This is a genomic window from Deinococcus actinosclerus (assembly GCF_001507665.1).
Taxonomy (GTDB): Bacteria; Deinococcota; Deinococci; order Deinococcales; family Deinococcaceae; genus Deinococcus; species Deinococcus actinosclerus.
The window spans coordinates 2,336,148-2,357,159 of the sequence record NZ_CP013910.1; the positions used below are offsets into that span (position 1 = coordinate 2,336,148).

Consider the following 21,012-nt stretch of genomic DNA (forward strand, 5'->3'; position numbering starts at 1 on the left):
GGCAATGTATCAGAGGGGTGCGCTTCTGGCAAGGGGCAGGGGGTGGCGTAGGCCAGGGCGCGCATGGCGCGGGGGGTGGGGGCGGGTAGCATGGCGGGCATGTTCCGTCGCCGCGCCCCTCTGCCGCCGTTTCCGCCGGGTGGGGTGCTGGTAGGGGGCGCGGCGCGGGACTGGTTGCGTGGGGTGGCGGCGAAGGATTTCGACTGGATGGTGCCCGACCCGGCCGGGGCGGCGTGGGGGCTGGCGGACGCGCTGGGGGGCTCGGCGTTCGAGCTGGACGCGGCGCGGGGCTACTGGCGCGTGAATGCGCCGGGTGGGGTGCAGCATGATCTGGTGCCGCGCCCGGCGGACGTGCAGGAGGACCTGCGTCGGCGGGATTTCACGGTGAATGCGCTGGGGGTGCTGCCGGGTGGGCGGGTGCTGGACGTGGTGGGCGGGCAGGCGGACCTGCGCGCGCGGCGGCTGCGGATGGTGTCACGGGAGAATCTGCGCGCGGATCCGCTGCGGGCGTGGCGGGCGGCGCGGTTCGAGCTGACGCTGGGCTTCCGGCTGGAGCCGGGGACGGAGACGGCGCTGCGGGAGGTCGCCTCGGATCTGGCGGGGGGCCGCCTGCCGCTGCCCGCGTGGGAGCGGGTGCGGGATGAGGTGCACGCGCTGCTGCGATCCATGGACGCGGCGCGGGGCGTGGGGCGGCTGGAGGACCTGGGCCTGCTGGCCCTGACCGTGCCGGAGCTGCGCGAGGGGCGGGGCGTGGCGCAGGGCGGCTTTCATCACCTGGACGTGTTCGCGCATGGGGTGGAGGCGCTGCATCAGCTGATCGGGCGCTTCCCGGATGCCCCGCTGCCGCTGCGCTGGGCGGCGCTGCTGCATGACGTGGGTAAACCCCGCACGCTGGTGCGTGACGAGCTGACCGGGCGGGCGTCGTTCCACGGGCATGACCGGGTGGGGGCGGCCGTCGCGGCGCAGGTGCTGACGCGCCTGAAACTCCCCGGGGAGGACGTGCGGCACGCCTCGGCGCTGGTGGGGGCGCACATGGTCCCGCTGCCCGCCACCGAGCGGGAGGCGCGGCGCTTCGTGCACCGCCGCCGCGCGCTGCTGCCGGACCTGCTGGCAGTCATGCTGGCCGACCGCGAGGCGGCGCGCGGTCCGCTGAGCAGCGAGGCGTCCCGCCGGGCGTACGCGCGCGGCATCGAGCGGGTCCTGGCGGCGCTGGAGGAGCAGCCCAGCGCCCCGCCTCCGCTGCTGCGCGGCGAGGAGATCATGGCCCTGCTGGGCGTCCCCTCGGGCCCCCGGGTGGGCGAGGCGACCCGCGCGCTGGCCGAGGCGGCGGCCCTGGGCGAGGTCGGCACCCCCGAGGAGGCCCGCGCGTTCCTGCTGGCCTGGGCCGCCGCGAACTGAAGCAGTTCTCCGAATTACGGCATCGGAACAACAGACTTCCCATGCCTCCATTCTCCGTCCTGCTCGGCAACATTCACTCGCTCCGCTCGGCCATAAGGAAGGCATCTTCATGGCAAATGCTCTAGCCGGGTGGGGGGGCCGTCAGCATTCCGACAGGGCCATGGGGCTATCCTGGCCCGGTCATGAACGCGCTTCACCCGGACCACACCCTCGATCCCCGTCCTGTCACGCCGCAGTGGGTGACGGACGCGGTGTTCTACCAGATCTTCCCCGACCGCTTCGCCCGTTCGGGTCGCGTGCGGGGCCTGAACCTGCAGGAGTGGGGGGACACGCCGCACTTCAACCGCTACATGGGCGGCGACCTGTGGGGCGTGGCGGCGAAACTGGACTACATCCAGAGCCTGGGCGTGAACGCCATCTACTTCTGCCCGGTGTTCCAGTCCGCCAGCAACCACCGCTACCACACGCACGACTACTATCAGGTGGACCCGATGCTGGGCGGCAACGAGGCGTTGCGGCACCTGATCGACGAGGCGCACGCGCGCGGCATGCGTGTGGTGCTGGACGGCGTGTTCAACCACGCCAGCCGGGGGTTCTTCCAGTTCAACGACCTGCTGGAGCAGGGCGAGGCGAGCGCGTACCGCGACTGGTTCCACGTGGACGCGTGGCCGCTGCACCCGTACGACGACGCGCAGCCCGCGAACTACGCGGCGTGGTGGGGCAACCGCGCGCTGCCCAAATTCAACACGGACAACCGCGCGGTGCGGGCGTTTCTGTGGGACGTCGCCGAGCACTGGATCCGTTTCGGGGTGGACGGCTGGCGGCTGGACGTCCCGAACGAGATCGACGACGATTCGTTCTGGCAGGAGTTCCGGCGGCGCGTGAAGGCCATCAACCCGGACGCGTACATCGTCGGGGAGATCTGGGGCGACGCGCACCGCTGGCTCCAGGGCGACCAGTTCGACGCGGTCATGAACTACCACTTCACGCGGCCCTGCCTGGCGTTCTTCGGGGCGCACACGCTCGATCACCCCATGAACGAGCGCAGCGGCACGGGGCGCGTGGACGCGATGGACGCCGCGGCGTTCGCGCAGCGCATGACCGAGGTGACGCGCATGTACCACCCGGACGTGGTGCGCGTGCAGCTGAACCTGCTCGACTCGCACGACACGGCGCGCTTCCTGACCGCCGTGGGGGGGGATCACTCGGCGTTCCGGCTGGCGACGGTGTTCCAGATGACGTACGTGGGCACGCCCTGCATCTACTACGGCGACGAGGTGGGCCTGCCCGGTGGCCCGGACCCCGACTGCCGCCGCGCGTTCCCCTGGGACGAGGGCAGCTGGAATCAGGAGACGCTGGCCCTGACCCGCAAGCTGACGGCGGCGCGTCACGCCACGCCGGCCCTGCAACGCGGGGATTTCCACGTGACGCACGCGCAGGGCGAGCAGCTCGTGTACGCGCGCCGTCACGCGAGCGGCGCGGCGTTCGTGGGGCTGAACGCCGGCCTGAAGGACGCGCACCTGCCGTTCACGGGGGTCACGCCCGGCGATTACCGCGACGTGCTCACGGGCCGCACCGTCCACCTGACCGGCGACACGCCCCTGAGCGTACCCGCACGCGGCGCGCTGGTGCTGGTCCCCCTGGGGTGAGTGGGCAGTAGGAAGTGGGGAGTGGAGTGAGCACGACCTCCACTCCCCACTCCCTACTTACAGCAGGATCACGTCCACGTCGTCGCCGGACTGCACGGCCTGCCCTTCGGGCACGATCACCAGGGCGCCCGCGTCACTCAGGGACCGCAGGATGCCGCTGCCCTGCTGGCCGTAGTCGCGGACCTGCCCGCCGTCGATCACGCCGCGCCAGAACGCGGTCTTGTCGGGCAGGGCGCGGAAGGGCGTGGCGGCGCGCAGGCGCAGCGTCTGGGGGGGCTGCCCGGTCAGGGCGGGGCGTACGATCACGTGGAACACCACGAGGCTGCTGACCGGGTTGCCGGGCAGGCCGAAGACGGGCAGGCCGTTCCAGCCGCCCAGGATGGCGGGCCCGCCGGGGCGCATGCGGACCTTCCAGAAGCTCACGCGGCCCTGCTCGACCAGCAGGTCCCGCATGAAGTCGTACTTGCCCATGCTGACGCCGCCGCTGGTCAGCAGGACGTCCGCGCCGCCCGCCGCGGCGATGGCCGCCTGGAGCGCCTGGGGGCTGTCGGGCGCGTGACCCAGCGGGAGGACCTCGCACCCGGCTTCCAGCAGCATGGCGTGCAGGCCGACGCTGTTACTGTCGTACACCTGCCCGGCCGTCAGGGGCTGGCCGGGCGGGACGACCTCGTCCCCGGTGGAGAGCAGCGCGACCCGCAGGCGGCGCTGCACGCTCAGCCGCGCGTGCCCGAGGGCCGCCGCCAGCGCCAGCCGGGGGGCCGTGAGGAGCTGCCCGGCGTGCAGGACGACCTCGCCCGCGCGGAAGTCGCCGCCCTCGTGGCGGACGTCGGCGGGACTGGCGGCGCGGCGCAGGAGCACCCCGTCCGGCCCGTCGTCGAGCAGCTGTTCGACCGGGCAGATGGCGTCCGCGCCCGCCGGGAGGGGCGCGCCGGTGTAGATCCGCACGCACTCGCCCGCCCCGACCGTGCCGGTGAACGCGGCCCCGGCGCGGCTCTCGCCGATCACGCGCAGGTGCGCCGGGGCGTCCGGGGAGGCGCCCAGCGTGTCGGCCTCGCGGGCGGCGATGCCGTCCAGGGCGCTCTCGGTGGCGCTGGGGTGGCTGACCAGCGCGGGCACATCCGCGGCCAGGGTGCGGCCGTACGCCTGCGCGAGGGGCACCGTCTCGGCCGTCCGGGCGGGCAGCAGGGCGCTCAGGTGGGTGCGGGCGTCGTCCACGCTGACGTGCATGGGGAAGGTCGGGGCGGTCATGAAGGCAGGATAGGCGCGCGGCGCACGCGGCGCAGCCCCGGCCCGTCTAGCCTGAAGGGATCATGGTGCGTTGGAGGCGGGCCCTGTGGGCGATCCTGGGTGGCGCGGCGCTGTTCGCGCTGGGCCTGAGCGGCCTCTGGCTGGCCGGGTGGTGGCCGGGTCGGGACGCGGCCCGGCCACCCGCGCCACGCGTGGAGGCACCGCTCGCCCTGCCGTCCGTGGCGTCCGAACCGGAGGTCCCGGCCGCCCCTGAGATTCAGGAGGCGCCCGCCCCCACGGACCTCGCCGGGGTGCGGCAGGACCCTCTGGGCACGGTGCCCCCCGCCCCGGCCACAGAGGAGCAGACGCCAGAGGAAAGCACGCCCCCCGCCTCCGCCCAGTCGGCGCCGGACACGCCGGAACCGCTGCTCGCTCCACCAGCGGCGGCCTCACCAGAGTCGGCCCCACCAGAGTCGGCGGGTGCCCGGACCTCTCCCCTGCTGGCGGGCCTGAACCGGGTGCGGGCCCGGGCCGGACTTCAGACCGTGACGGCCGAGGCGGCGTGGCAGGCGGGCTGCGCGGGGCACGCGCGGTACCTCGTGCGGGCGGACCGCGCCGAGCACCGCGAGGACCCTGCCAGTCCCTTCCGGTCGGCGGCGGGCGAGGCGTGCGCGCCCGGCCATTACTTCGTGTCCAGCCGCGCGGAGTCCGGGCCCGAGCGGGCGCTGACGTACTGGGTGGGGGGCGCGTTTCACCTGCCGCAGCTGATCGATCCGCGGCTGACCCGCGTGGCGTCCGGGGTGGCGCATGACGCTGCCGGGGCCTTCCAGTCGGCGGTGGTGCTGGATGTCCGGCGCGGCCTGATAGGAGCGGGGCGTTACCCGGTGCGGTACCCGGGCCCGGGCCAGGCGGCACCCAGCCTGCGGGCCGCGACGGGCGAGTGGCCGGACGCGCTGGCCGGGTGCCCGGTGGTGGCCGCGCGGGGCGCGCCGGTCGCGTTGCTGCTCGGGCCGGACCGGGCGGACGAGGTGAGCGGCGTGACGCTGCGCGTGAACGGACAGGCGGCAGGCGCGTGCCTGCTCACGGCGTCCACCTTCACGGGGGCGAACGAGGCCGAGACGCGCGTGGGCCGGGGCGTGCTCGCGGCCCAGGGGGCGGCGCTGGCCCTGCCGGACGCGCCGCTACCGGCCGGGGCGGGCGTGCAGGTCAGCTTCGAGACGCCGCGCGGGCCGGTGTCGTGGGCGTTCCGCACGCAACCGTGACCGTCAGGAGACCGCGACCTGCGGGTCCCGGGGTACACTCCTGAGTGGCGAGCACGCCTCTCGCGCCCACCTGATCTCGGTGGGGCCGCGAAACGGAGACCCCATGAACATCACCCAGGACAAGGTTGTCGAACTCGACTACAAACTCACCGTGAACGGCGAGGTCATCGACCAGAGCGAACCCGGCGAGCCGCTGGTGTACCTGCAGGGCCACAGCAACATCATTCCCGGACTGGAGCGCGCCCTGGAAGGCAAGGCCGTCGGGGACGAGCTGCAGGTGACCGTGCAGCCCGAGGACGGCTACGGCGAGCGGGACGACGAGAACGTCGAGGAACTGTCCCGCGAGGACTTCGAGGACGACATCGAGGTCGGCGCGACGTACTACGCGCAGGACGAGGCCGGCAGCGTCATCCCCTTCACCGTGATGGACGTCAGCGGCGACACCGTCAAGGTGGACTTCAACCCGCCCCTGGCCGGCATGGTCCTGAACTTCGACGTGAAGGTCCTGAACGTCCGTGACGCGACGCCCGAGGAACTCGAGCACGGGCACGCGCACAGCGACGGTGACCACGACCACGAGTAAGCCCTGAACCGGAGCAGCGCCGCCCCCCGGCATGGGGGGGGCGGCGCTGCTCCGGTTCACCTACTCCTGATCGTCGTAGAGATGCAGGAGCATGGCCTCCGGGTCCCCGCCCGGGTGGTGGTGCCGGGCGACCAGCCGGGCCACGCGGGGCCGCGCCCCGGCATGCGCCAGCAGCCTTGCGCCGAGTTCCGGGTGGTGCGCGCGGATACCGACCGCCCCGACGGGCGGCAGCAGGCGTGTCAGCCGGTTGGGAATCAGGCCGACCAGCACGCGTTCCCACAGGTAGTAGGGGCGCAGGCTCTTGCCGCAGTCGTGCAGCAGCGCGGCGGCGACCAGTTCGGGGTCGGCGTGCGGGTGGTCGCGCAGCAGGTGCCGGGTGACGCGGCAGGCGTGCTCGCGGTCGCGGGGGTCCATGGCTCGGTACACGACCTGCTCGGCGGGGGTGAGCAGGTGCTCGGCCCAGGGATCGTCGGGGTGGGCGTCCTCGGCGTTCACGCTGCGCAGCAGGCGGCGGGCCTTGGCTGCGTACCCGTTGGCCTTGCGGCGGAGTCGGGCGAGGAGGGAACGGCGCGGCATGCGCTGAGCATAAGCGAGCGGGACGTGCCGGTGCTGCCCGGACGTCCCGCTGTGGCGCTGAAGTGTTCTTAATGGCCGGTGAGGCGGGGGCCTCAGTCGGCGGCGGTCTCGGTTTCGAGTTCCAGGGCGGCCAGGGCGCGTTCGGCGCTCATGGCGGCGCGGGTGCCAGCGCCAACGCTGGTGCCCAGCTGGCGGTAGATGTAGTCGCTGACGTCCCCGGCAGCGAACAGCATCGGGACGCTGGTGTAGATCTCGTCCGTGACGTCCACGTACCCGTCGGGGCGCAGCTTGACGGTGTCCTTGACGAATTCGGTGTTGGGGGTGTGGCCGATGAAGATGAACACGCCGTCGGTGCTCATGTCGGTCTCCTCGCCGGTCTTGAGGTTCTTCAGGCGCACGCCGGTGACGGTGTCCTCGCCCTTGATCTCCTCGACGGCGGTGTCCCAGATGAATTTCATCTTGGGGTTCGCGAACGCGCGGGCCTGGGCGACCTTGTTGGCGCGCAGGGTGTCGCGGCGGTGGATCAGGATGACCTCGTCGGCGAACTTGGTCAGGAACAGGCCCTCTTCCACGGCGGCGTCCCCGCCGCCCACCACGACGACCTTCTTGCCGCGGTAGAAGAAGCCGTCGCAGGTGGCGCAGGTGCTGACGCCCTTGCCCCAGAAGTGCTCCTCGCCGGGCACGTACAGGCGTTTGGGGTTGGCGCCGGTGGCGAGGATGACGGCCTTGGCGCGGTAGGTGCCGCCGTAGCCGGTGACGGTGAAGGGGTAGGCGTGTTCGCGGTCGTCGTCGGTGCGGGTGATGCTCTGCACCTCGTCCATCTCGATGACGCCGCCGAACTTCTCGGCCTGCTGCTGCATGCGGCTGGCGAGTTCCATGCCGCTGATGGGTTCGGGGAAGCCGGGGTAATTCTCGACTTCCTCGGTCTGGGCGATCTGCCCGCCGGGGAGGCCCTTTTCGAGGATCAGGGTGCTGAGGCTGGCGCGGCCGGTGTAGATCGCGGCGGTGAGGCCGGCGGGGCCGCCGCCGACGATGACCACGTCGTAGTTCTGGGTGTTGCCCGTCATGGGTGAAGCGTACCACCGGGCACGATTGGGGATGGTCAGCCACGCACAGTTTATTTTTTAAAGCATGCCGGACCCAGCGGTGGACTGGAGCGGCACAGTGACGCCCCACACCGGCATGCCCGGCAGGCCGCCGATGAATGCGCGCCAGGGGTCCAGCGCACCCATCACCGGGCGGGGCGGGCGGTGCAGGGCCACGAGACCCTCGCGGTAGGCGGCGCCGTGGCGGGCGGCGATCCAGGTTTCGTGGGTGTGAAGGGCGGCGCGCAGGTGCAGGCGGCCCTCGGTAGCGGGTACGGTGCGGCCGCCGCGCGTGAAGGTCTGGGTGCGGCGGTTGAAGTGCAGCGGCTCGCCGGGCAGCAGCAGGGTCAGTCCGGCGGAGTGCAGGCTGAGGCCGTCCAGGGTGTAGCGGCTGCTGCCGTGCGGGGTGGGAGTCTTGCAGAAGCCGCGCAGGGTCAGGTCGCCCTGGCGGGCGTCGAGGCCCAGGAACCAAAACTGGGCGGTCAGCGGGCAGCGCCTACGGATGTGGAACCTTGCCATATTATTGATAATAGAATATCGTTATCAGTACATGCCTACTCCTGTTTCCCGTTCCGTCCCCATCACCGTCCTGTGCGGCTTCCTCGGCGCGGGGAAGACCACCCTCCTGAACCACCTCCTGACCCAGACCGGCGGGCAGCGCGTCGCCGTGATCGTCAACGAGTTCGGCGCCGTGAACATCGACGCCAGTCTCGTCGTGAAGACCGACGAGCAGACGGTCGAGCTGAGCAACGGCTGCATCTGCTGCACCCTGCGCGGCGACCTGCTGCACGCCGTGCACGACCTGCTGGAAACGCGCGACCTGGACGCCATCCTGATCGAATCCACCGGCATCGGCGAGCCCCTGCCCATCGCGCAGAGCTTCTGCCTGACCCCCGAGGAACTGGAGATCGAACCGGAAGACGGTCAGGCGCCCATTCCCAACCTGCTGGGCCGCGTGCACGTGGACGCCATGATCACCGTCGTGGACAGCGCGCAGTTCTTCACACTCTGGAACCGCCAGGACACCATCCCCGGCGACGACGAGGGGCGTGGCTTCGGGGAACTGCTGGCCGAGCAGCTGGAATTCGCGGACATCGTCGTGCTGAACAAACTCGACCTGGCCGCCCCGGACGACGTGCGGCAGCTGCGCGACCTGATCCGCATCACCAACCCCCGCGCCCGCGTGCTGGAAGCCACGCGCGGTGGACTTCCCGCCACCGAGCTGCTGAACATCGGTCTGTTCGACTTCGACCACGCCAGCCAGCTCGACGCGTGGATGGCTGAACTGGACAAGGAGCACACCCCGGAATCCGAGACGTACGGCCTGGGCACCCACATCTTCCGCACCGAACGGCCCTTCGACCCGGACCGCCTGACCGAGGCGCTGACGCTGGGCCTGCCGCGCAACGTGATCCGGAGCAAGGGCTGGGTGAACCTGGGCAATGGCGTGGCGACCCTCTGGAACCACACCGGGCGCCAGCTGGCGCTGGAAACGGCCGGTGAGTGGCTCAGCCCCGACGAGGCGTTCAGCGAGCTGGTGTTCATCGGGCACGACCTCAACCCGGACGCGCTGGATCAACTGCTGACCCGTGCGCTGCGCGCCTGATAAGGACTCGGATTGAATGGCCTTGTAAGCCATTCAATCCGAGCGGACTCGTAGAGCTGCGCAGCAGAGCGAGCAGGAGAGAAACGGGTTCCGGACGTGGAGTTGACAGATCGGTGGTGTTCCGATCTGTCAACGGAACAAACGGAATCCGTATGACCGGACCGGCGGAACGTGCGCCGGTGAACCTTCCCCCCACCCCCATTTGTGATAAGGAGAAATCAATATGAGTCGTGAATGCTACCTGACCGGCAAGAAGAACCTCGTGGTGAACAGCGTCACCCGGCGCGGCAAGGCCCGCGCGCAGGGCGGGGTGGGCCGCAAGGTCACCGGCGTGACCCGGCGCGTGCAGCGCGCCAACCTCCACAAGCGCGCCATCTGCGAGGGCGGCGTCACGAAGACCGTCTGGCTCAGCGCCAGCGCCCTGCGCACCCTCAGCCGCGGCCCGTACCGGGGCATCGAACTGCTGTGAGGCGCCCCCACCTCCTCCTGCCCGCGCTGCTGCTCGCCGCGTGCGCCGCGCCTAGCGCGCAGGCCGCGCCCCTGCAGGTCAGCGCCACCACCACGATCATCGCGGACTTCGTGAAGGCCGTGGGCGGCACCCGTGTCAGCGTGAACGTCATCGTGCCGCCCGGCGGGGACACCCACACCTTCCAGCCCAGCACCGGCGCGATCCGCGACCTCGCCCGCAGCCGCACCCTCTTCGCGAACGGCGCGGGCCTGGAGCCCTGGCTGCCCCGACTGAAGGCCAGCGCGCCGAAGGTGCCGGTGCAGGAACTCACGGCGGGCCTGAAGCTGCACCCCGCCGGGGAAGGCGAGGACCACGCGGCGGCCGGGCATGACGGGCACGACGACCACGGCGCGCTCGACCCGCACGCGTGGTGGGACGCCAGTCTGGCCGCCGGGTACGTGAAGAACGCCCAGGCGGCCCTGACCCGCCTCGACCCGGCCGGGAAGGCCACGTACGCGAAGAACGCCGCCGCCTACCTGAAAGCCCTCAGCGCCGCCGACGCCTACGCGAAGGGGCAGTTCGCCACGGTCCCCGCCGCGCGGCGTGTGCTCGTGACGAACCACGACAGCCTCCACTACCTTGCCGAACGGTACGGGCTGCGCCTGATCGGGGCCGTCATTCCGGGCCTGAGCACCGAACGGGAACCCAGTGCCCGCGAACTCGCCGTGCTGACCCAGACCATGAAGAAGGCCGGGGCGAAGGTGATCTTCACGGAGAACACCGTCAACGCCCGCCTCGCCCAGACGCTCGCCCGCGAGACCGGCGCCCGCATCGCCCCCGCGCTGTACACCGACGCCCTGGGCCCCAAAGGCAGCGGCGGCGAGACGTACCTCAAGGCGTTCCGGACGAACGTGGACATCATGGTCAAGGCCCTGAAGGGCTGACCGGCACCGGCGGCGGCGGGTGGAGGCGGACCCCACGGCTCCACCCGCTTCACTTTTGATTCTGCACTCGCAACATCACCGCGTGGGGAGGTATGCTGGTCTGATGCTGGGCGTCGAGAACCTGACAGTCAAATACGGCCCGCAGACGGCGCTGGAGCGCGCCAGCGTGCGCTTCGAGGCGGGATCGTTCAGCGCGATCATCGGCCCGAACGGCGCGGGCAAGAGCACCCTCCTGAAGACCCTGGTGGGCCTGCTGCCCGATCCCGAAGGCGCCGTGCGCTTCGACCCGGGCCACACTGCGCGCGGCTGCATCAGTTACGTGCCGCAGCAGCAGACGCTCGACTGGGGCTTCCCCGTGACCGTCTGGGACGTCGCCATGATGGGCCGCACGGGTCGCCTGGGCTGGCTGCGCTGGCCGGGCCGGAAAGATAGGCAGATCGTGGAGGACGCCCTGAAGGAGACCGGCGTGTTCGACCTGCGGGGGCGCCACATCGGCGCGCTGTCCGGCGGGCAGCGGCAGCGGGTGCTGCTGGCCCGCATGCTGGCCCGCCAGGGCCACCTGCTGCTGCTGGACGAACCCCTGACCGGCGTGGACGCCGCCACGCAGGAGACCCTGATGGCCCTCCTGCGGCGGCAGGCCGACAAGGGGCGCGCCGTCGTGATGGTCACGCACGACCTCGAACAGGCGCGGCGCTGGTGCGACCACCTCGTGCTCGTCAACCGCCGCGTGGTCGCGGACGGCACGCCCGAGCAGGTGTACACCACCCAGAACATCGAGGCGACGTTCAGCACCAGTTTCCTGGGCCACACGCACGCCGAGGCGTGAGGTGGATGGGTGATGGTTGAAAGATGATGGATGACACACCCGGCCTGACCACCTTCCCGCACCTTCGAGGACTCCCGTGTACCTGCTGACCGACCCCCTGCAATTCGACTTCTTCACCCGCGCGCTGCTCGCCGTGGTGCTCGTCAGCGTCCTGTGCGCCCTCGTCGGCGCGTGGGTGGTGCTGCGCGGCCTCAGTTACATCGGGGACGCCATGAGCCACGCCGTGTTCCCCGGCATCGTCGGCGCGTTCCTGATGAAAGGCAACCTCCTCGTCGGCGCACTCATCGCGGCCGTCCTCACCGCGCTGGGCATCGGCGCCATCGGGCGGCGCAGCGGCCTGAAGCAGGACAGCGCCATCGGCATCGTGTTCGTCGGGATGTTCGCGCTGGGCATCGTCATGCTGTCGCGCGCCCCGACCTTCACCACCGACCTCAGCAACTTCCTGATCGGCAACCCCCTGGGCGTCACGCCCGCCGACCTGTGGGGCGCGCTGGCCGTCACGGTCGTCGTCGGCGGCATCCTCACCGCCGTCCAGAAGGAACTCCTGCTCGCGTCCTTCGACCCCACCGAGGCCCGCGCCGTCGGCCTCCCGGTGCGCCGTCTCGAGAGCCTGCTGCTGATCCTCATCGGTCTCGTCGTCGTGCTGACCGTGCAGCTCGTCGGCACGACCCTCAGCGTCAGCCTGCTCATCACGTCCAGCGCCGCCGCGCGCCTGCTCGCCCGCAGCCTCAGGAAGATGATGCTCCTCGCCGCCGCGCTGGGCACGGTCGGCGGCGTCACCGGCCTGTACCTCAGCTACTACCAGGACACCGCCCCCGGCGCGACCATCGTCCTCGTGAACACCGCCGTCTTCCTGCTCGCCCTGGCGTTCCGCAGGCGGGAATAGCGGGCCATCCCGGCAGGAAGCAGGGCAGGAGGTTGCATCCCTCCTGCCCTGCTTCCTGTGGTGCCCCTGACCGGCGCGCGTGCCAGGGCTCTCCAGGGTCCGCTGCGGTCAGCCCCGAAGCGCAGGGAGGGCGGTCCGGTCCCGCCCGCCCTGCCCTCAGAGTTTGACGATCATCTTGCCGGTGTTCTGGCCCTGCAACAGGCCCATGAACGCGGCGGGCGTCTGGTCGATGCCGTCCACGACGGTCTCATCGAATTTCAGTTCGCCGCTGGCGATCCAGCCACCGACTTCCTGCGCGAAGGTGTCGAACAGGTCGTAGTGCGGCCCGACGAGGAAGCCGCGCAGCGTGAGCTGCTTGCCGATGACCTGCACGAGGTTGCGGGGGGCGGGCGTGGGTTCGGTGGCGTTGTACTGGCTGATCATGCCGCAGATGGCGGCGCGGCCGTGCGGGCGCATGGCGCTGATGGCGGCTTCCAGGTGCTCGCCGCCCACGTTGTCGAAGTACACGTCGATCCCGTCGGGCGCAGCGGCTTTCAGCTGTTCAGCGACCGGGCCGCCTTTGTAGTTGAAGGCCGCGTCGAAGCGCAGGGTGTCGGTCAGGTGGCGCACCTTGTCGGCGCTGCCGGCGCTGCCGATCACGCGCGAGGCACCCTTCAGGCGGGCGATCTGCCCGACGGCGCTGCCCACGGCTCCGGCCGCGCCGGACACGAACACCACGTCACCGGCCTTGAATTCCGCCACGCGCAGCAGGCCGGCGTAGGCGGTCAGGCCGGGCATGCCCAGCACGCCCAGGTACGCGCTGAGGGGCACGCCGGGCAGTTCGGGCAGCACCTTCACGCGCTTGGCGTCGATGTTGGCGTGGGTGCGCCAGCCCTGATCGTGCAGGACGTGCGCGCCGACCGGCACGCTGGCGTCCTCGCTGTGCGTGACGACGCCCACCGCGCCGCCGGTCATGGTCTCGCCGATGGCGAAGGGCGCGGCGTAGCTCTTGGCGTCGTTCATGCGGCCGCGCATGTACGGATCGACCGTCAGGTAGAGGTTGCGGACCTGGATCTGCCCGGCGGCGGGCGCGGCCAGGGTCAGGTCCACGAGGTTGAAGTCGCTGTCCCTGGGAGCGCCGACGGGACGGGCGGCGAGTTGCACTTCGCGTGAGGTCGTCATGCCGGCCACTGTGCGCCCTCATGAGAGGGCCGGATGGTAAGCGCGGTGACGTTGAATCGGTCACGGGCGCCCGGACACCCGGCCCCAAGCCCCTGACTTACTCGTCCAGCGCGCGTTCGAAGTCGCCCAGCAGGTCGCCGATGTCCTCGATGCCGATGCTCAGGCGCAGCAGGTTCGGGGTGATGCCCAGGCGGCGGCGTTCGCCTTCGGGCAGGGGGCGGTGCGAGGTGCCCCACGGCCACGACAGCGTGGTCACGACGTCCGCGAGGGAGGGGGCAAGCGGAATCCGCCCGGCGAGGGCCTTCACGAAGCGCGGGGCGTCCTCGATGTCGGCGCTGAGCATCCCGCCGAAGCCCTGCGGGAAGAGGTCCATGGCGAGGTGGAACTGCGGGTGGTCGCTGAGGCCCGGGTGGTACACGGCCTTCACGCGCGGGTGGTTCACGAGGACGTCCGCGATGGCCTGCGCGTTGCCGCTGTGGGCACGCATGCGCAGGCCCAGCGTCTTGAGGCCCTGCATGGTCATCCAGGCGTCGAACGCGCTGATGGTGCCGCCCAGGCGCAGCAGGCGCGTGCGTGCCAGCGCGACGAGTTCCGCCGAGGCGCATAGCACCCCGCCGAATGCCGTGGAGTGCCCGCTGAGGTACTTGCTGACCGAGTGCGTGACCAGATCGGCGCCGTGCTCGGCGGGGCGGAACATGGCGGGGCTGGCGAAGGTGTTGTCCACGCTCAGCAGCGCGCCGCGCTCGTGGGCGAGGCGGGCCAGGGCGGGCACGTCCGGCACGGTCAGCAGCGGGTTGGTGAGGCTCTCGACGTGCACGACGCGGGTCGTCGGCCGGAAGGCGGCCTCGACCTCGTTCAGGTCGCAGGCGTCCACGAAGGACACCTCGATGCCCAGGCGGGGGAATTCTTCGGCCAGCAGCGCGTACGTCACGCCGTACACGCGCGCGTCCGTGATGACGTGGTCCCCGACCTTCAGGACGCCCAGCAGCGCCGCGCTGATCGCCGCCATGCCGCTCCCGGCCACCAGCGCCGCCTCGGTGCCCTCCAGGGTCGCCAGGGCGCGTTCCAGCGTCGCGGCGTTCGGGGTGCCGTTGCGGTAGTAGAACGCGGCGGGTTCCGCGCCGCTCATGGCCCGGTCCAGGTCGTCCAGGTCCGCGAAGGCGTACACGGTGCTCTGGTAGATCGGCTCGACCAGTGCGGGCGCGCGGTTGGGGCGCGCCTCCTCGCCCGCGCGGGCGGCCAGGGTGGTCAGGTCGTAGGTGGGGGCGGGCTTGGGGTCGCTCACCCGCGCATTCTACGAAGGTGAGCCCGCGCGGGCGGGCAGACCTTCAGACCAGCCGCAGCGCGGCTTCCAGAACGAAGCAGGTCGCCCCCGCTGTCCCGAGCCGCAGGATCAACGGCCAGGGCAACCCCGCGCCGCGCCCCCCGCGTCCCAGACCGGCACCTGTGGCCGCGTCCACCTCAGCGGACTGGTACGCGCCCCAGGTGATCAGACCTGCCAGCACCACCAATAGGATGCCCGTACGGTCCACCCACGCCGCGCCGTGCGCGGGCACCCAGCCGCCCAGGCTCAGGCCGATCAGGGAGGCCAGGACGCCCAGTCCGGCGCCCTGGCCCGCGAGGGTGCGCAGGGCCTGGGCGCCGGACTGTGGCTGGAGGGTGGACGCAGGAGGTCGCAGCATGCCCACCGGTACGTGACGCGACCCTTACTCGTTCCCGGCCCAGAGGCCCTGGCGCTTGAGGGCCGCGACGAGGCCGGGTTCGCGTTTCTCCATGCCGCCGCCCTGCCCGAAGTACGCGGTCAGCAGGCGCGCCCAGTCGCCGGGCTGGCCATTGCGCGCCGCGATGGGATTCATGACCTCGGTGGCGTGGCGGATCTCGTCGTCGGTGCCGTCGTGGTACGTGTCGGTGTGGATGACGAGGGGCCGGGGCACGCGGGGGCGGTACGGGGCGTGCTCGGCGGGGCGGCCGATGGTGAGCGCCGCGAAGGGCAGGACGCCCTGCGGGAGGTTCAGCTCGTCGATGATGCCCTCCAGGCCGTTCAGCACCCCGCCGATCCAGCAGCCCTGGTAGCCGAGCATCTCGGCGGCGGTCAGGAGGTTCGTCCCGGCCATGACGGCGTCCCCGATGCCGAAGTGCACGGCGATCGCGGGCCACGTACCTGTCTCCTGCCCGGCGACCTCCAGCACCCGCTGGACGCGGCGCACGTCGGCGCACACGACGAAGGCCTCGCTGGCGGTGGCGATATGCGCGTTCGTGGTGAGGTCCGCCACGCGGGCGCGCAGGTCGGGGCGGGTGATGCGGATCAGGGAGTACAGCTGCGCGGTCGCGTCGGTCGGGGCGCGCTGTGCGGCGTGCAGGATGACGTCCAGGTGCTCGTCCGGCATCGGCAGGGGCGTGCCGTCCTCATGGGTCTCGTACTGGCGGACGGTGCGGTGCGCGTCGTAGAAGGCGCGGACGTCCTCGGGGCGGCGGTGGCGTTCATCGGTCATGCGGCGCAGCATACCTGCCCCGACCGGCCCGGAAGTGCGGGAGGCGCGACAGAACGCCACCCTCCCCGCGCGGGGCGGCAGAGGGTGGTCGCCGGGGGTGCGGCCGTGGTGAGCGGCTGTGGCTAGCGGCTGGCCTGCCACGCGAGCAGCACGGTCAGGACGGCCCCGATGCCCATGACGCTCAGGGCCTGCACGCGGGTCTTCTTGAGGTACAGCAGGATGCCCAGCCCGGTCAGCGAGATCACGGTCAGGAACGCGCCGCTCAGGTCGATGACCCACTTCCAGGCGGGGCTGGCGTCGCGGCCCTTGTGCAGGTCGTTCATGACCGCCACGGCGCCCTGTTCCAGGATGGTGGTCTCGTACGTGCCGGTCTTCACGTCGATGACGGTGTCGGCGCTGTAGCCGGGCGCCAGGAAGGAGATGTCGGCCTGCTGGTCGTCCGCGCGGGGGGCGCTGGCGCGGCCCCTCAGGCCCTGCTGGGCGCGCAGTTCCTCCGCGACGGTCAGCCAGTCCGGCTGGCCGTTCTTGATCCACCCGCCCGGGAGGGTGCCCGACACGGTGCGCGTGACGTCCTTCGTGCCGAACACCCAGTCCGGGTGGTTCAGGGTGATGCCGGTCAGGCTGAAGAACAGCACGACGAGCAGGCTGATCATGCTGGTGTACGTGTGCGCCCAGCGCAGCCAGAGGTTCGTGCGGGCCTTCAGCGTGCGCGGTCGGGGGCGGGCCGGGCAGCCACTGCCCCGGCCCCGCCCGGCTCAGGCTTTGCCGAAAGCGACACTGGCCGCCTCGATGTCGTTGTCGGCGCTCAGGGTCTTCTTGAAGGCTGCCGTGCCCACCGTGATCTTCTCGCGCACCAGCGAGTACGGGCCGTGCTCGCGGGCCGCTTCCACGCACACGTAGTACGTGCCCTGCGCGGCCAGGGCGCCCTTATCGGTCTTGCCGTCCCACGCGACCGCGTACGTGCCCGGGTTGCGGGTGGCGCTGCTGACGGTCGTCAGAAGGTCGGCGTTGCCCCGGTACCAGCGGCGCAGTTCGGACAGCCAGCGGGGGTTCATGCGCGACTGCTGCACCCACACGGTCAGGTTCCGGACGGTGTTCCCGGATTCGTCCTCGATCCACACGGCCACGTAGGGGCGTTTCACGCGCCCGGTGGCTTTCGTGGCGACTGTGAAGGCCACGTCCAGGCTCATGCCGGCAGGCCACTTCTTGGCGGTGGCGGCGGCGGCAGCCTGGGCGGGGGTGAAGCGGGCGACGGTCAGGGCGGCGGCGGTCAGGCCGAGGCGGTTCAGAAAGCGGCGGCGCGTGTGGGTCATGGGGTGGATCCTCCTGCGGGCAGGGTGGCGCCGCCCCGTTAGCGGGCGGTTAACAGGGGCCGCGCGCCGCGTCCCGGCCCGGCCGCGAGGGCCGCGCCGCGCCAGCCGGGCGAGGCGTGCCGCTGGCCGTCGGCCGTGATGATCAGCGCCTCGCACTCGGGCAGGCCCGCGAGCAGTTGCAGACCCGCGCGGACGTCCAGAACACTCAGGACCGTCGCGAGGGCGTCGGCGGTCACGCACTCGGGGGCGGTGACGGTCACGCCCGGCACGTCCTGCACCGGCTGCCCAGAGCGGGGATCAAGGACGTGCGAGTAGTGGACCGCGCCGATCCGGACTCCCCGGTGGGCCTGCCCGCTGGTGGCCAGGGCGCCGCCGCGCACCTGCACCCGCGCGGCGGGCGGGGCGTCGTCCCGGGCCGTGAAGGGATCGGCGATCAGCACGTTCACGCGGGCCGGTCCGGTCACGCGCAGGTCGCCCCCGGCGTTGATCAGGACGCTCCGGACCCCCGCGCCGCGCGTGGCGGCCAGTACCGCCCGGTCCACGATGTACCCCTTGGCCAGGGCGTTCAGTCCCAGGGGACCGCTGGCGTGCAGGGTGGCGCTGCCGTCGGCGTGCAGCGTCCAGGGCGCGGCCCGCAGGGCGCTGACCTGCCGGGCCAGCGCGGCCTCGCTGGGCCGCTGACCGGTCGCGGCGGCCTGCTGCCACAGCTGGCCCAGGGCGTCCGCGCCCGGGTGGAACGCCCCGCCGCTCAGGGCGCGCCAGTGGTCCGCGAGCCGCAGGACATGCTGGAGTTCCAGGCTCAGCGCGACGTGGGTGGCGCCGGGCCGAGCCTGCCAGCGGCACAGTTCGCTGCCGGGGTCGAAGCGGTTGAAGATCAGGGTCAGCCGCTCGATCTCGGCCAGGGCCGCCTGCTCCGCCGCCTCGGCCTGCGCGGCCGTGCGGGCGACCACCTGCACCTCCACCTCGGTGCCCAGCAGGCGCTCGTAGGTGGTGTGCAGCCGGTGGGGGGGCCGCAGGACGGCACGCAGGGCACTGGAGATCACGTGCCGCATTCTGCGCTGGCTTTCTGACCGGTGCGTTAAAATGTGACCAGAGCCACGAGGAAGAGGTAGAGACCACCCAGGGGCGTGACGCTCAGGCCGGCTGACGGCTGGCGACGTTGAAGATCAGCGCGATGAGGAGCAGGTCCAGCGCCCAGCTGACCGGGCGGCGCAGCCGCGGATCACGGCGGGCACGCAGGAGCTGCACGCCCAGGCGCGCCAGCAGCAGCCCGCCGATCAGGTACGGACTGGGGGCAACGCCGCCGGTCACGAGCGGCCAGAGCAGCAGCGCGGCCAGTACGGCCAGCAGCAGGAAACTCAGGGCCGTCAGCGCGTCCGGGGTGGGGCGGCGGCCCGGCTGGTCAGGCGTGGGGTCGGGCGGGGTCGTCACGCGCTGCATTCAAGCACAGGCCACCCCACCCGACTGTCCCCCACGCACGGGCCGACGGGTCAGGGCGATCCACGGGACGGCTTGGCCTCCGTGGATCGCCCTGATCTCCCCTGGTCAGCGGTCGTCGCTGACGATCGTCTCCCCGGTGGGCGCGAGCACCAGCACGCTGTTCGGGGGCAGGTTCAGGCGCAGGTGGTGGGTCTGCCCGTGCCAGCCTTCCTCCCTGGCGGTCAGGTCGGGCTGCTGCGTGCCGAAGCCGCCGAACTCGCCGTCGTCGGTGGAGAGCAGCAGGCGGTACGCGCCGCCCTGCGGCACCCCGACCGGGTACACGTCGCGGTACACCGGGGTCAGGTTCGCCACGACCACGCTCCACGCGCCGCCCACCGGGTCGCGGCGGATGAAGGCGTACACGCTGTTGTCCACGTCGTCGGCGTTCACCCACAGCATGCCCTCTTCCTTCGTGTCGGCCACGTGCCAGTCCGGGCGGGTGCGGTACAGGCCGTTCAGGCGCCGCACGAGGTTCAGCACGCCCCGGTGGTCCGGGTGGTCCGCGAGGTGCCAGGGCAGGCCGGCGTCGTGGTTCCATTCGGTGGGCTGCGCGAACTCCTGCCCCATGAACAGCAGTTTCTTGCCGGGCGTGGCCCACATCAGCGCCAGGAACGCGCGGTAGCCGGCGCGCTGCGCGTACCAGTCGCCGGGCATCTTCATGACCATGCTCTTCTTCAGGTGCACGACCTCGTCGTGACTGATCGCCAGGACGTAGTTCTCGCTCGTGCGGTACACGTTGAAGAACGTCAGCGCGTGGTGGTGGTGCTTGCGCCACAGGGGGTCCTGCTCGAAGTACCCCAGGTTGTCGTTCATCCAGCCCATCGCCCACTTGTAGTCGAAGCCCAGCCCGAACGGGCTCGGGGTGGTCACGCCGGGGAACGAGGTGCTCTCCTCCGCGACGATCATGCAACCCGGGGCCATGTGATGCACGACCTCGTTCAGGCGCTTGAGGAACGCGATGGCCTCGAGGTTCTCGCGGCCGCCGTGCACGTTCGGGATCCACTCGGTGCGGGAGAAGTCGAGGTACAGCATGCTGGCGACCGCGTCCACCCGCAGGCCGTCCACGTGGAAGTCCTGCAGCCACTTCAGGGCCGAGCCGATCAGGAACATCACGACCTCGTTGCGGCCGTAGTCGAAGATGTACGTGTTCCAGTCCTGGTGGAAGCCCTTGCGGGGGTCGGCGTACTCGAACAGCGGCGTGCCGTCGAACTTCGCCAGGCCCGCGCTGTCGGTCGGGAAGTGCCCGGGCACCCAGTCCAGGATCACGCCGATGCCCAGGCCGTGCAGGTGGTTGACGAGGTACTTGAAGTCCTCCGGGCTGCCCATGCGGCTGGTCGGCGCGTAGTACCCGGTCACCTGATAGCCCCACGAGCCGTCGAAGGGGTGCTCCATGACCCCCAGCAGTTCCACGTGGGTGTAGCCCAGGAACTGCACGTACTCGCCCAGCCGGTGCGCGAGGTCGCGGTAGTTCATGAACCAGCCGTCGTCCCGGCGTGCCCAGGAGGGCAGGTGCACCTCGTAGATGCTGACCGGACGGTCGAAGCCCGCGCTGCGGTGCGCCATCCAGCCGTCGTCGGACCACGTGAACGGCTGGTCCCACACGATGCTGGCCGTGGCGGGCCGCACCTCGAAGAACGACCCGTAGGGGTCCATCTTGTCCTCGGTGCGGCCGTCCGGGCCAGTCACGCGGAACTTGTAGCGCTGCCCGTTGCGGGCCGCCGGGACGAACGCGCCCCAGAACCCGAAGTCGAGGCGCTGCATGGCGTTGTCGAAGCCGTTGTAGCCGTTGAAGTCCCCCACGACGCTGACATGGTGCGCGTTGGGGGCCCACACGCCGAACCGCACGCCCTCCACGCCATTCTCGGTGACGACGTGCGCGCCCAGCAGGTGGTCGGGCCGCACCAGGTCCGCCGTGACCAGTTTCTGCAGGTGCCCGTGATCGAGCGGAAGCGGTTCATTCATGAAGGTCAGTCTAGCCGCGCCTCCACGGGCACGCTGAGGGCCGGTCCAGAACATGAAGGAAACGCTCAGGGCCACCCACGGCCGTCATGTGTGGCGTGAGCAGTGGTCCCCGCCG

Annotated in this window: 22 protein-coding genes; 9 read left to right on the forward strand and 13 right to left on the reverse strand. The window is 71.3% G+C overall.

Annotation, left to right across the window (positions count from 1 at the left end):
* Positions 1-99: 99 nt before the first annotated feature.
* A complete protein-coding gene (locus AUC44_RS11305; RefSeq protein ID WP_062158714.1) occupies positions 100-1,398 on the forward strand; it encodes an HD domain-containing protein in 1,299 nt (432 codons plus the stop codon).
* A gap of 182 nt (positions 1,399-1,580) precedes the next feature.
* The gene (locus AUC44_RS11310; protein WP_062158715.1) at positions 1,581-3,047 is read left to right on the forward strand and encodes a glycoside hydrolase family 13 protein; all 1,467 of its coding nucleotides are present in this window, start codon (positions 1,581-1,583) and stop codon (positions 3,045-3,047) included.
* Positions 3,048-3,104: 57 nt separating this feature from the next.
* Here the strand turns inward: AUC44_RS11310 and AUC44_RS11315 are convergent, their stop codons facing one another.
* Entirely contained in the window at positions 3,105-4,295 is a 1,191-nt protein-coding gene (locus AUC44_RS11315; protein ID WP_062158716.1) for a molybdopterin molybdotransferase MoeA, read from the reverse strand.
* Positions 4,296-4,357: 62 nt separating this feature from the next.
* Here AUC44_RS11315 and AUC44_RS16575 point away from each other — a divergent pair, with 62 nt between their 5' ends.
* Complete coding sequence (locus AUC44_RS16575) at positions 4,358-5,536, forward strand: CAP domain-containing protein (protein WP_062158717.1); 1,179 nt, start codon at positions 4,358-4,360, stop codon at positions 5,534-5,536.
* A 103-nt stretch (positions 5,537-5,639) separates the two neighbouring features.
* Positions 5,640-6,119, forward strand: coding sequence for an FKBP-type peptidyl-prolyl cis-trans isomerase (locus tag AUC44_RS11325; RefSeq protein WP_062158718.1), 480 nt, complete (start codon positions 5,640-5,642; stop codon positions 6,117-6,119).
* 60 nt (positions 6,120-6,179) lie between these two features.
* Here AUC44_RS11325 and AUC44_RS11330 read toward each other — a convergent pair whose 3' ends face one another.
* The 3 genes from AUC44_RS11330 to AUC44_RS11340 form a co-directional block, all read right to left on the reverse strand.
* The gene (locus AUC44_RS11330) at positions 6,180-6,695 is read right to left on the reverse strand and encodes an HD domain-containing protein (protein WP_062158719.1); all 516 of its coding nucleotides are present in this window, start codon (positions 6,693-6,695) and stop codon (positions 6,180-6,182) included.
* Positions 6,696-6,787: 92 nt separating this feature from the next.
* The gene (gene trxB, locus AUC44_RS11335; protein WP_062158720.1) at positions 6,788-7,762 is read right to left on the reverse strand and encodes a thioredoxin-disulfide reductase; all 975 of its coding nucleotides are present in this window, start codon (positions 7,760-7,762) and stop codon (positions 6,788-6,790) included.
* Positions 7,763-7,819: 57 nt separating this feature from the next.
* Positions 7,820-8,299 carry a hypothetical protein gene (locus AUC44_RS11340; RefSeq protein ID WP_062158721.1) on the reverse strand — a complete coding sequence of 160 codons (480 nt, stop codon included), beginning with the start codon at positions 8,297-8,299 and terminating at the stop codon, positions 7,820-7,822.
* A gap of 31 nt (positions 8,300-8,330) precedes the next feature.
* On the opposite strand from AUC44_RS11340, the gene AUC44_RS11345 reads away from it, so the two are divergent.
* The 5 genes from AUC44_RS11345 to AUC44_RS11365 all read left to right on the forward strand — a co-directional run bounded on the left by AUC44_RS11345 (position 8,331) and on the right by AUC44_RS11365 (position 12,490).
* A complete protein-coding gene (locus tag AUC44_RS11345; RefSeq protein WP_062158722.1) occupies positions 8,331-9,386 on the forward strand; it encodes a CobW family GTP-binding protein in 1,056 nt (351 codons plus the stop codon).
* A gap of 223 nt (positions 9,387-9,609) precedes the next feature.
* Positions 9,610-9,855: a 50S ribosomal protein L28 gene (rpmB, locus tag AUC44_RS11350; protein ID WP_062158723.1), complete on the forward strand. Its 246-nt coding sequence runs from the start codon at positions 9,610-9,612 to the stop codon at positions 9,853-9,855.
* Entirely contained in the window at positions 9,852-10,778 is a 927-nt protein-coding gene (locus AUC44_RS11355; RefSeq protein ID WP_062158724.1) for a metal ABC transporter solute-binding protein, Zn/Mn family, read from the forward strand. Before rpmB ends, AUC44_RS11355 begins: the two co-directional genes overlap by 4 nt.
* 103 nt (positions 10,779-10,881) lie before the next feature.
* Entirely contained in the window at positions 10,882-11,604 is a 723-nt protein-coding gene (locus AUC44_RS11360) for a metal ABC transporter ATP-binding protein (protein ID WP_062158725.1), read from the forward strand.
* A 76-nt stretch (positions 11,605-11,680) separates the two neighbouring features.
* Positions 11,681-12,490, forward strand: a complete 810-nt coding sequence (locus AUC44_RS11365; RefSeq protein WP_062158726.1) for a metal ABC transporter permease — start codon at positions 11,681-11,683, stop codon at positions 12,488-12,490.
* Positions 12,491-12,646: 156 nt separating this feature from the next.
* Here the strand turns inward: AUC44_RS11365 and AUC44_RS11370 are convergent, their stop codons facing one another.
* The 9 genes from AUC44_RS11370 to AUC44_RS11410 form a co-directional block, all read right to left on the reverse strand.
* Positions 12,647-13,651, reverse strand: a complete 1,005-nt coding sequence (locus tag AUC44_RS11370) for an NADP-dependent oxidoreductase (RefSeq protein WP_062159814.1) — start codon at positions 13,649-13,651, stop codon at positions 12,647-12,649.
* 97 nt (positions 13,652-13,748) lie between these two features.
* On the reverse strand, positions 13,749-14,936 hold the full coding sequence (locus tag AUC44_RS11375; protein ID WP_062158727.1) for a trans-sulfuration enzyme family protein: 1,188 nt from the start codon (positions 14,934-14,936) through the stop codon (positions 13,749-13,751).
* A 43-nt stretch (positions 14,937-14,979) separates the two neighbouring features.
* Positions 14,980-15,333, reverse strand: coding sequence for a hypothetical protein (locus AUC44_RS11380; RefSeq protein WP_062158728.1), 354 nt, complete (start codon positions 15,331-15,333; stop codon positions 14,980-14,982).
* A gap of 24 nt (positions 15,334-15,357) precedes the next feature.
* A complete protein-coding gene (locus tag AUC44_RS11385) occupies positions 15,358-16,143 on the reverse strand; it encodes a nitroreductase family protein (protein WP_062158729.1) in 786 nt (261 codons plus the stop codon).
* A gap of 122 nt (positions 16,144-16,265) precedes the next feature.
* Positions 16,266-16,847: a PepSY-associated TM helix domain-containing protein gene (locus AUC44_RS11390; RefSeq protein ID WP_082689043.1), complete on the reverse strand. Its 582-nt coding sequence runs from the start codon at positions 16,845-16,847 to the stop codon at positions 16,266-16,268.
* 51 nt (positions 16,848-16,898) lie between these two features.
* The gene (locus AUC44_RS11395; protein WP_062158731.1) at positions 16,899-17,456 is read right to left on the reverse strand and encodes a DUF2271 domain-containing protein; all 558 of its coding nucleotides are present in this window, start codon (positions 17,454-17,456) and stop codon (positions 16,899-16,901) included.
* Between the two features lie 38 nt (positions 17,457-17,494).
* Positions 17,495-18,508 carry an FAD:protein FMN transferase gene (locus tag AUC44_RS11400; RefSeq protein ID WP_062158732.1) on the reverse strand — a complete coding sequence of 338 codons (1,014 nt, stop codon included), beginning with the start codon at positions 18,506-18,508 and terminating at the stop codon, positions 17,495-17,497.
* Between the two features lie 82 nt (positions 18,509-18,590).
* Entirely contained in the window at positions 18,591-18,887 is a 297-nt protein-coding gene (locus AUC44_RS11405) for a hypothetical protein (protein WP_231724426.1), read from the reverse strand.
* Positions 18,888-19,001: 114 nt separating this feature from the next.
* Positions 19,002-20,897 (reverse strand): 1,4-alpha-glucan branching enzyme, encoded by a 1,896-nt coding sequence (locus tag AUC44_RS11410; RefSeq protein ID WP_062158734.1) that lies wholly within the window; start codon positions 20,895-20,897, stop codon positions 19,002-19,004.
* Positions 20,898-21,012: the final 115 nt, after the last annotated feature.

Coding starts and splice junctions, on each gene's coding strand:
- AUC44_RS11305 (WP_062158714.1), top strand. CDS start 100: ATGTTCCGTCGCCGCGCCCCTCTGCCGCCGTTTCCGCCGGGTGGGGTG.
- AUC44_RS11310 (WP_062158715.1), top strand. CDS start 1,581: ATGAACGCGCTTCACCCGGACCACACCCTCGATCCCCGTCCTGTCACG.
- AUC44_RS11315 (WP_062158716.1), bottom strand. CDS start 4,295: ATGACCGCCCCGACCTTCCCCATGCACGTCAGCGTGGACGACGCCCGC.
- AUC44_RS16575 (WP_062158717.1), top strand. CDS start 4,358: ATGGTGCGTTGGAGGCGGGCCCTGTGGGCGATCCTGGGTGGCGCGGCG.
- AUC44_RS11325 (WP_062158718.1), top strand. CDS start 5,640: ATGAACATCACCCAGGACAAGGTTGTCGAACTCGACTACAAACTCACC.
- AUC44_RS11330 (WP_062158719.1), bottom strand. CDS start 6,695: ATGCCGCGCCGTTCCCTCCTCGCCCGACTCCGCCGCAAGGCCAACGGG.
- trxB (WP_062158720.1), bottom strand. CDS start 7,762: ATGACGGGCAACACCCAGAACTACGACGTGGTCATCGTCGGCGGCGGC.
- AUC44_RS11340 (WP_062158721.1), bottom strand. CDS start 8,299: ATGGCAAGGTTCCACATCCGTAGGCGCTGCCCGCTGACCGCCCAGTTT.
- AUC44_RS11345 (WP_062158722.1), top strand. CDS start 8,331: ATGCCTACTCCTGTTTCCCGTTCCGTCCCCATCACCGTCCTGTGCGGC.
- rpmB (WP_062158723.1), top strand. CDS start 9,610: ATGAGTCGTGAATGCTACCTGACCGGCAAGAAGAACCTCGTGGTGAAC.
- AUC44_RS11360 (WP_062158725.1), top strand. CDS start 10,882: ATGCTGGGCGTCGAGAACCTGACAGTCAAATACGGCCCGCAGACGGCG.
- AUC44_RS11370 (WP_062159814.1), bottom strand. CDS start 13,651: ATGACGACCTCACGCGAAGTGCAACTCGCCGCCCGTCCCGTCGGCGCT.
- AUC44_RS11380 (WP_062158728.1), bottom strand. CDS start 15,333: ATGCTGCGACCTCCTGCGTCCACCCTCCAGCCACAGTCCGGCGCCCAG.
- AUC44_RS11385 (WP_062158729.1), bottom strand. CDS start 16,143: ATGACCGATGAACGCCACCGCCGCCCCGAGGACGTCCGCGCCTTCTAC.
- AUC44_RS11395 (WP_062158731.1), bottom strand. CDS start 17,456: ATGACCCACACGCGCCGCCGCTTTCTGAACCGCCTCGGCCTGACCGCC.
- AUC44_RS11400 (WP_062158732.1), bottom strand. CDS start 18,508: ATGCGGCACGTGATCTCCAGTGCCCTGCGTGCCGTCCTGCGGCCCCCC.
- AUC44_RS11410 (WP_062158734.1), bottom strand. CDS start 20,897: ATGAATGAACCGCTTCCGCTCGATCACGGGCACCTGCAGAAACTGGTC.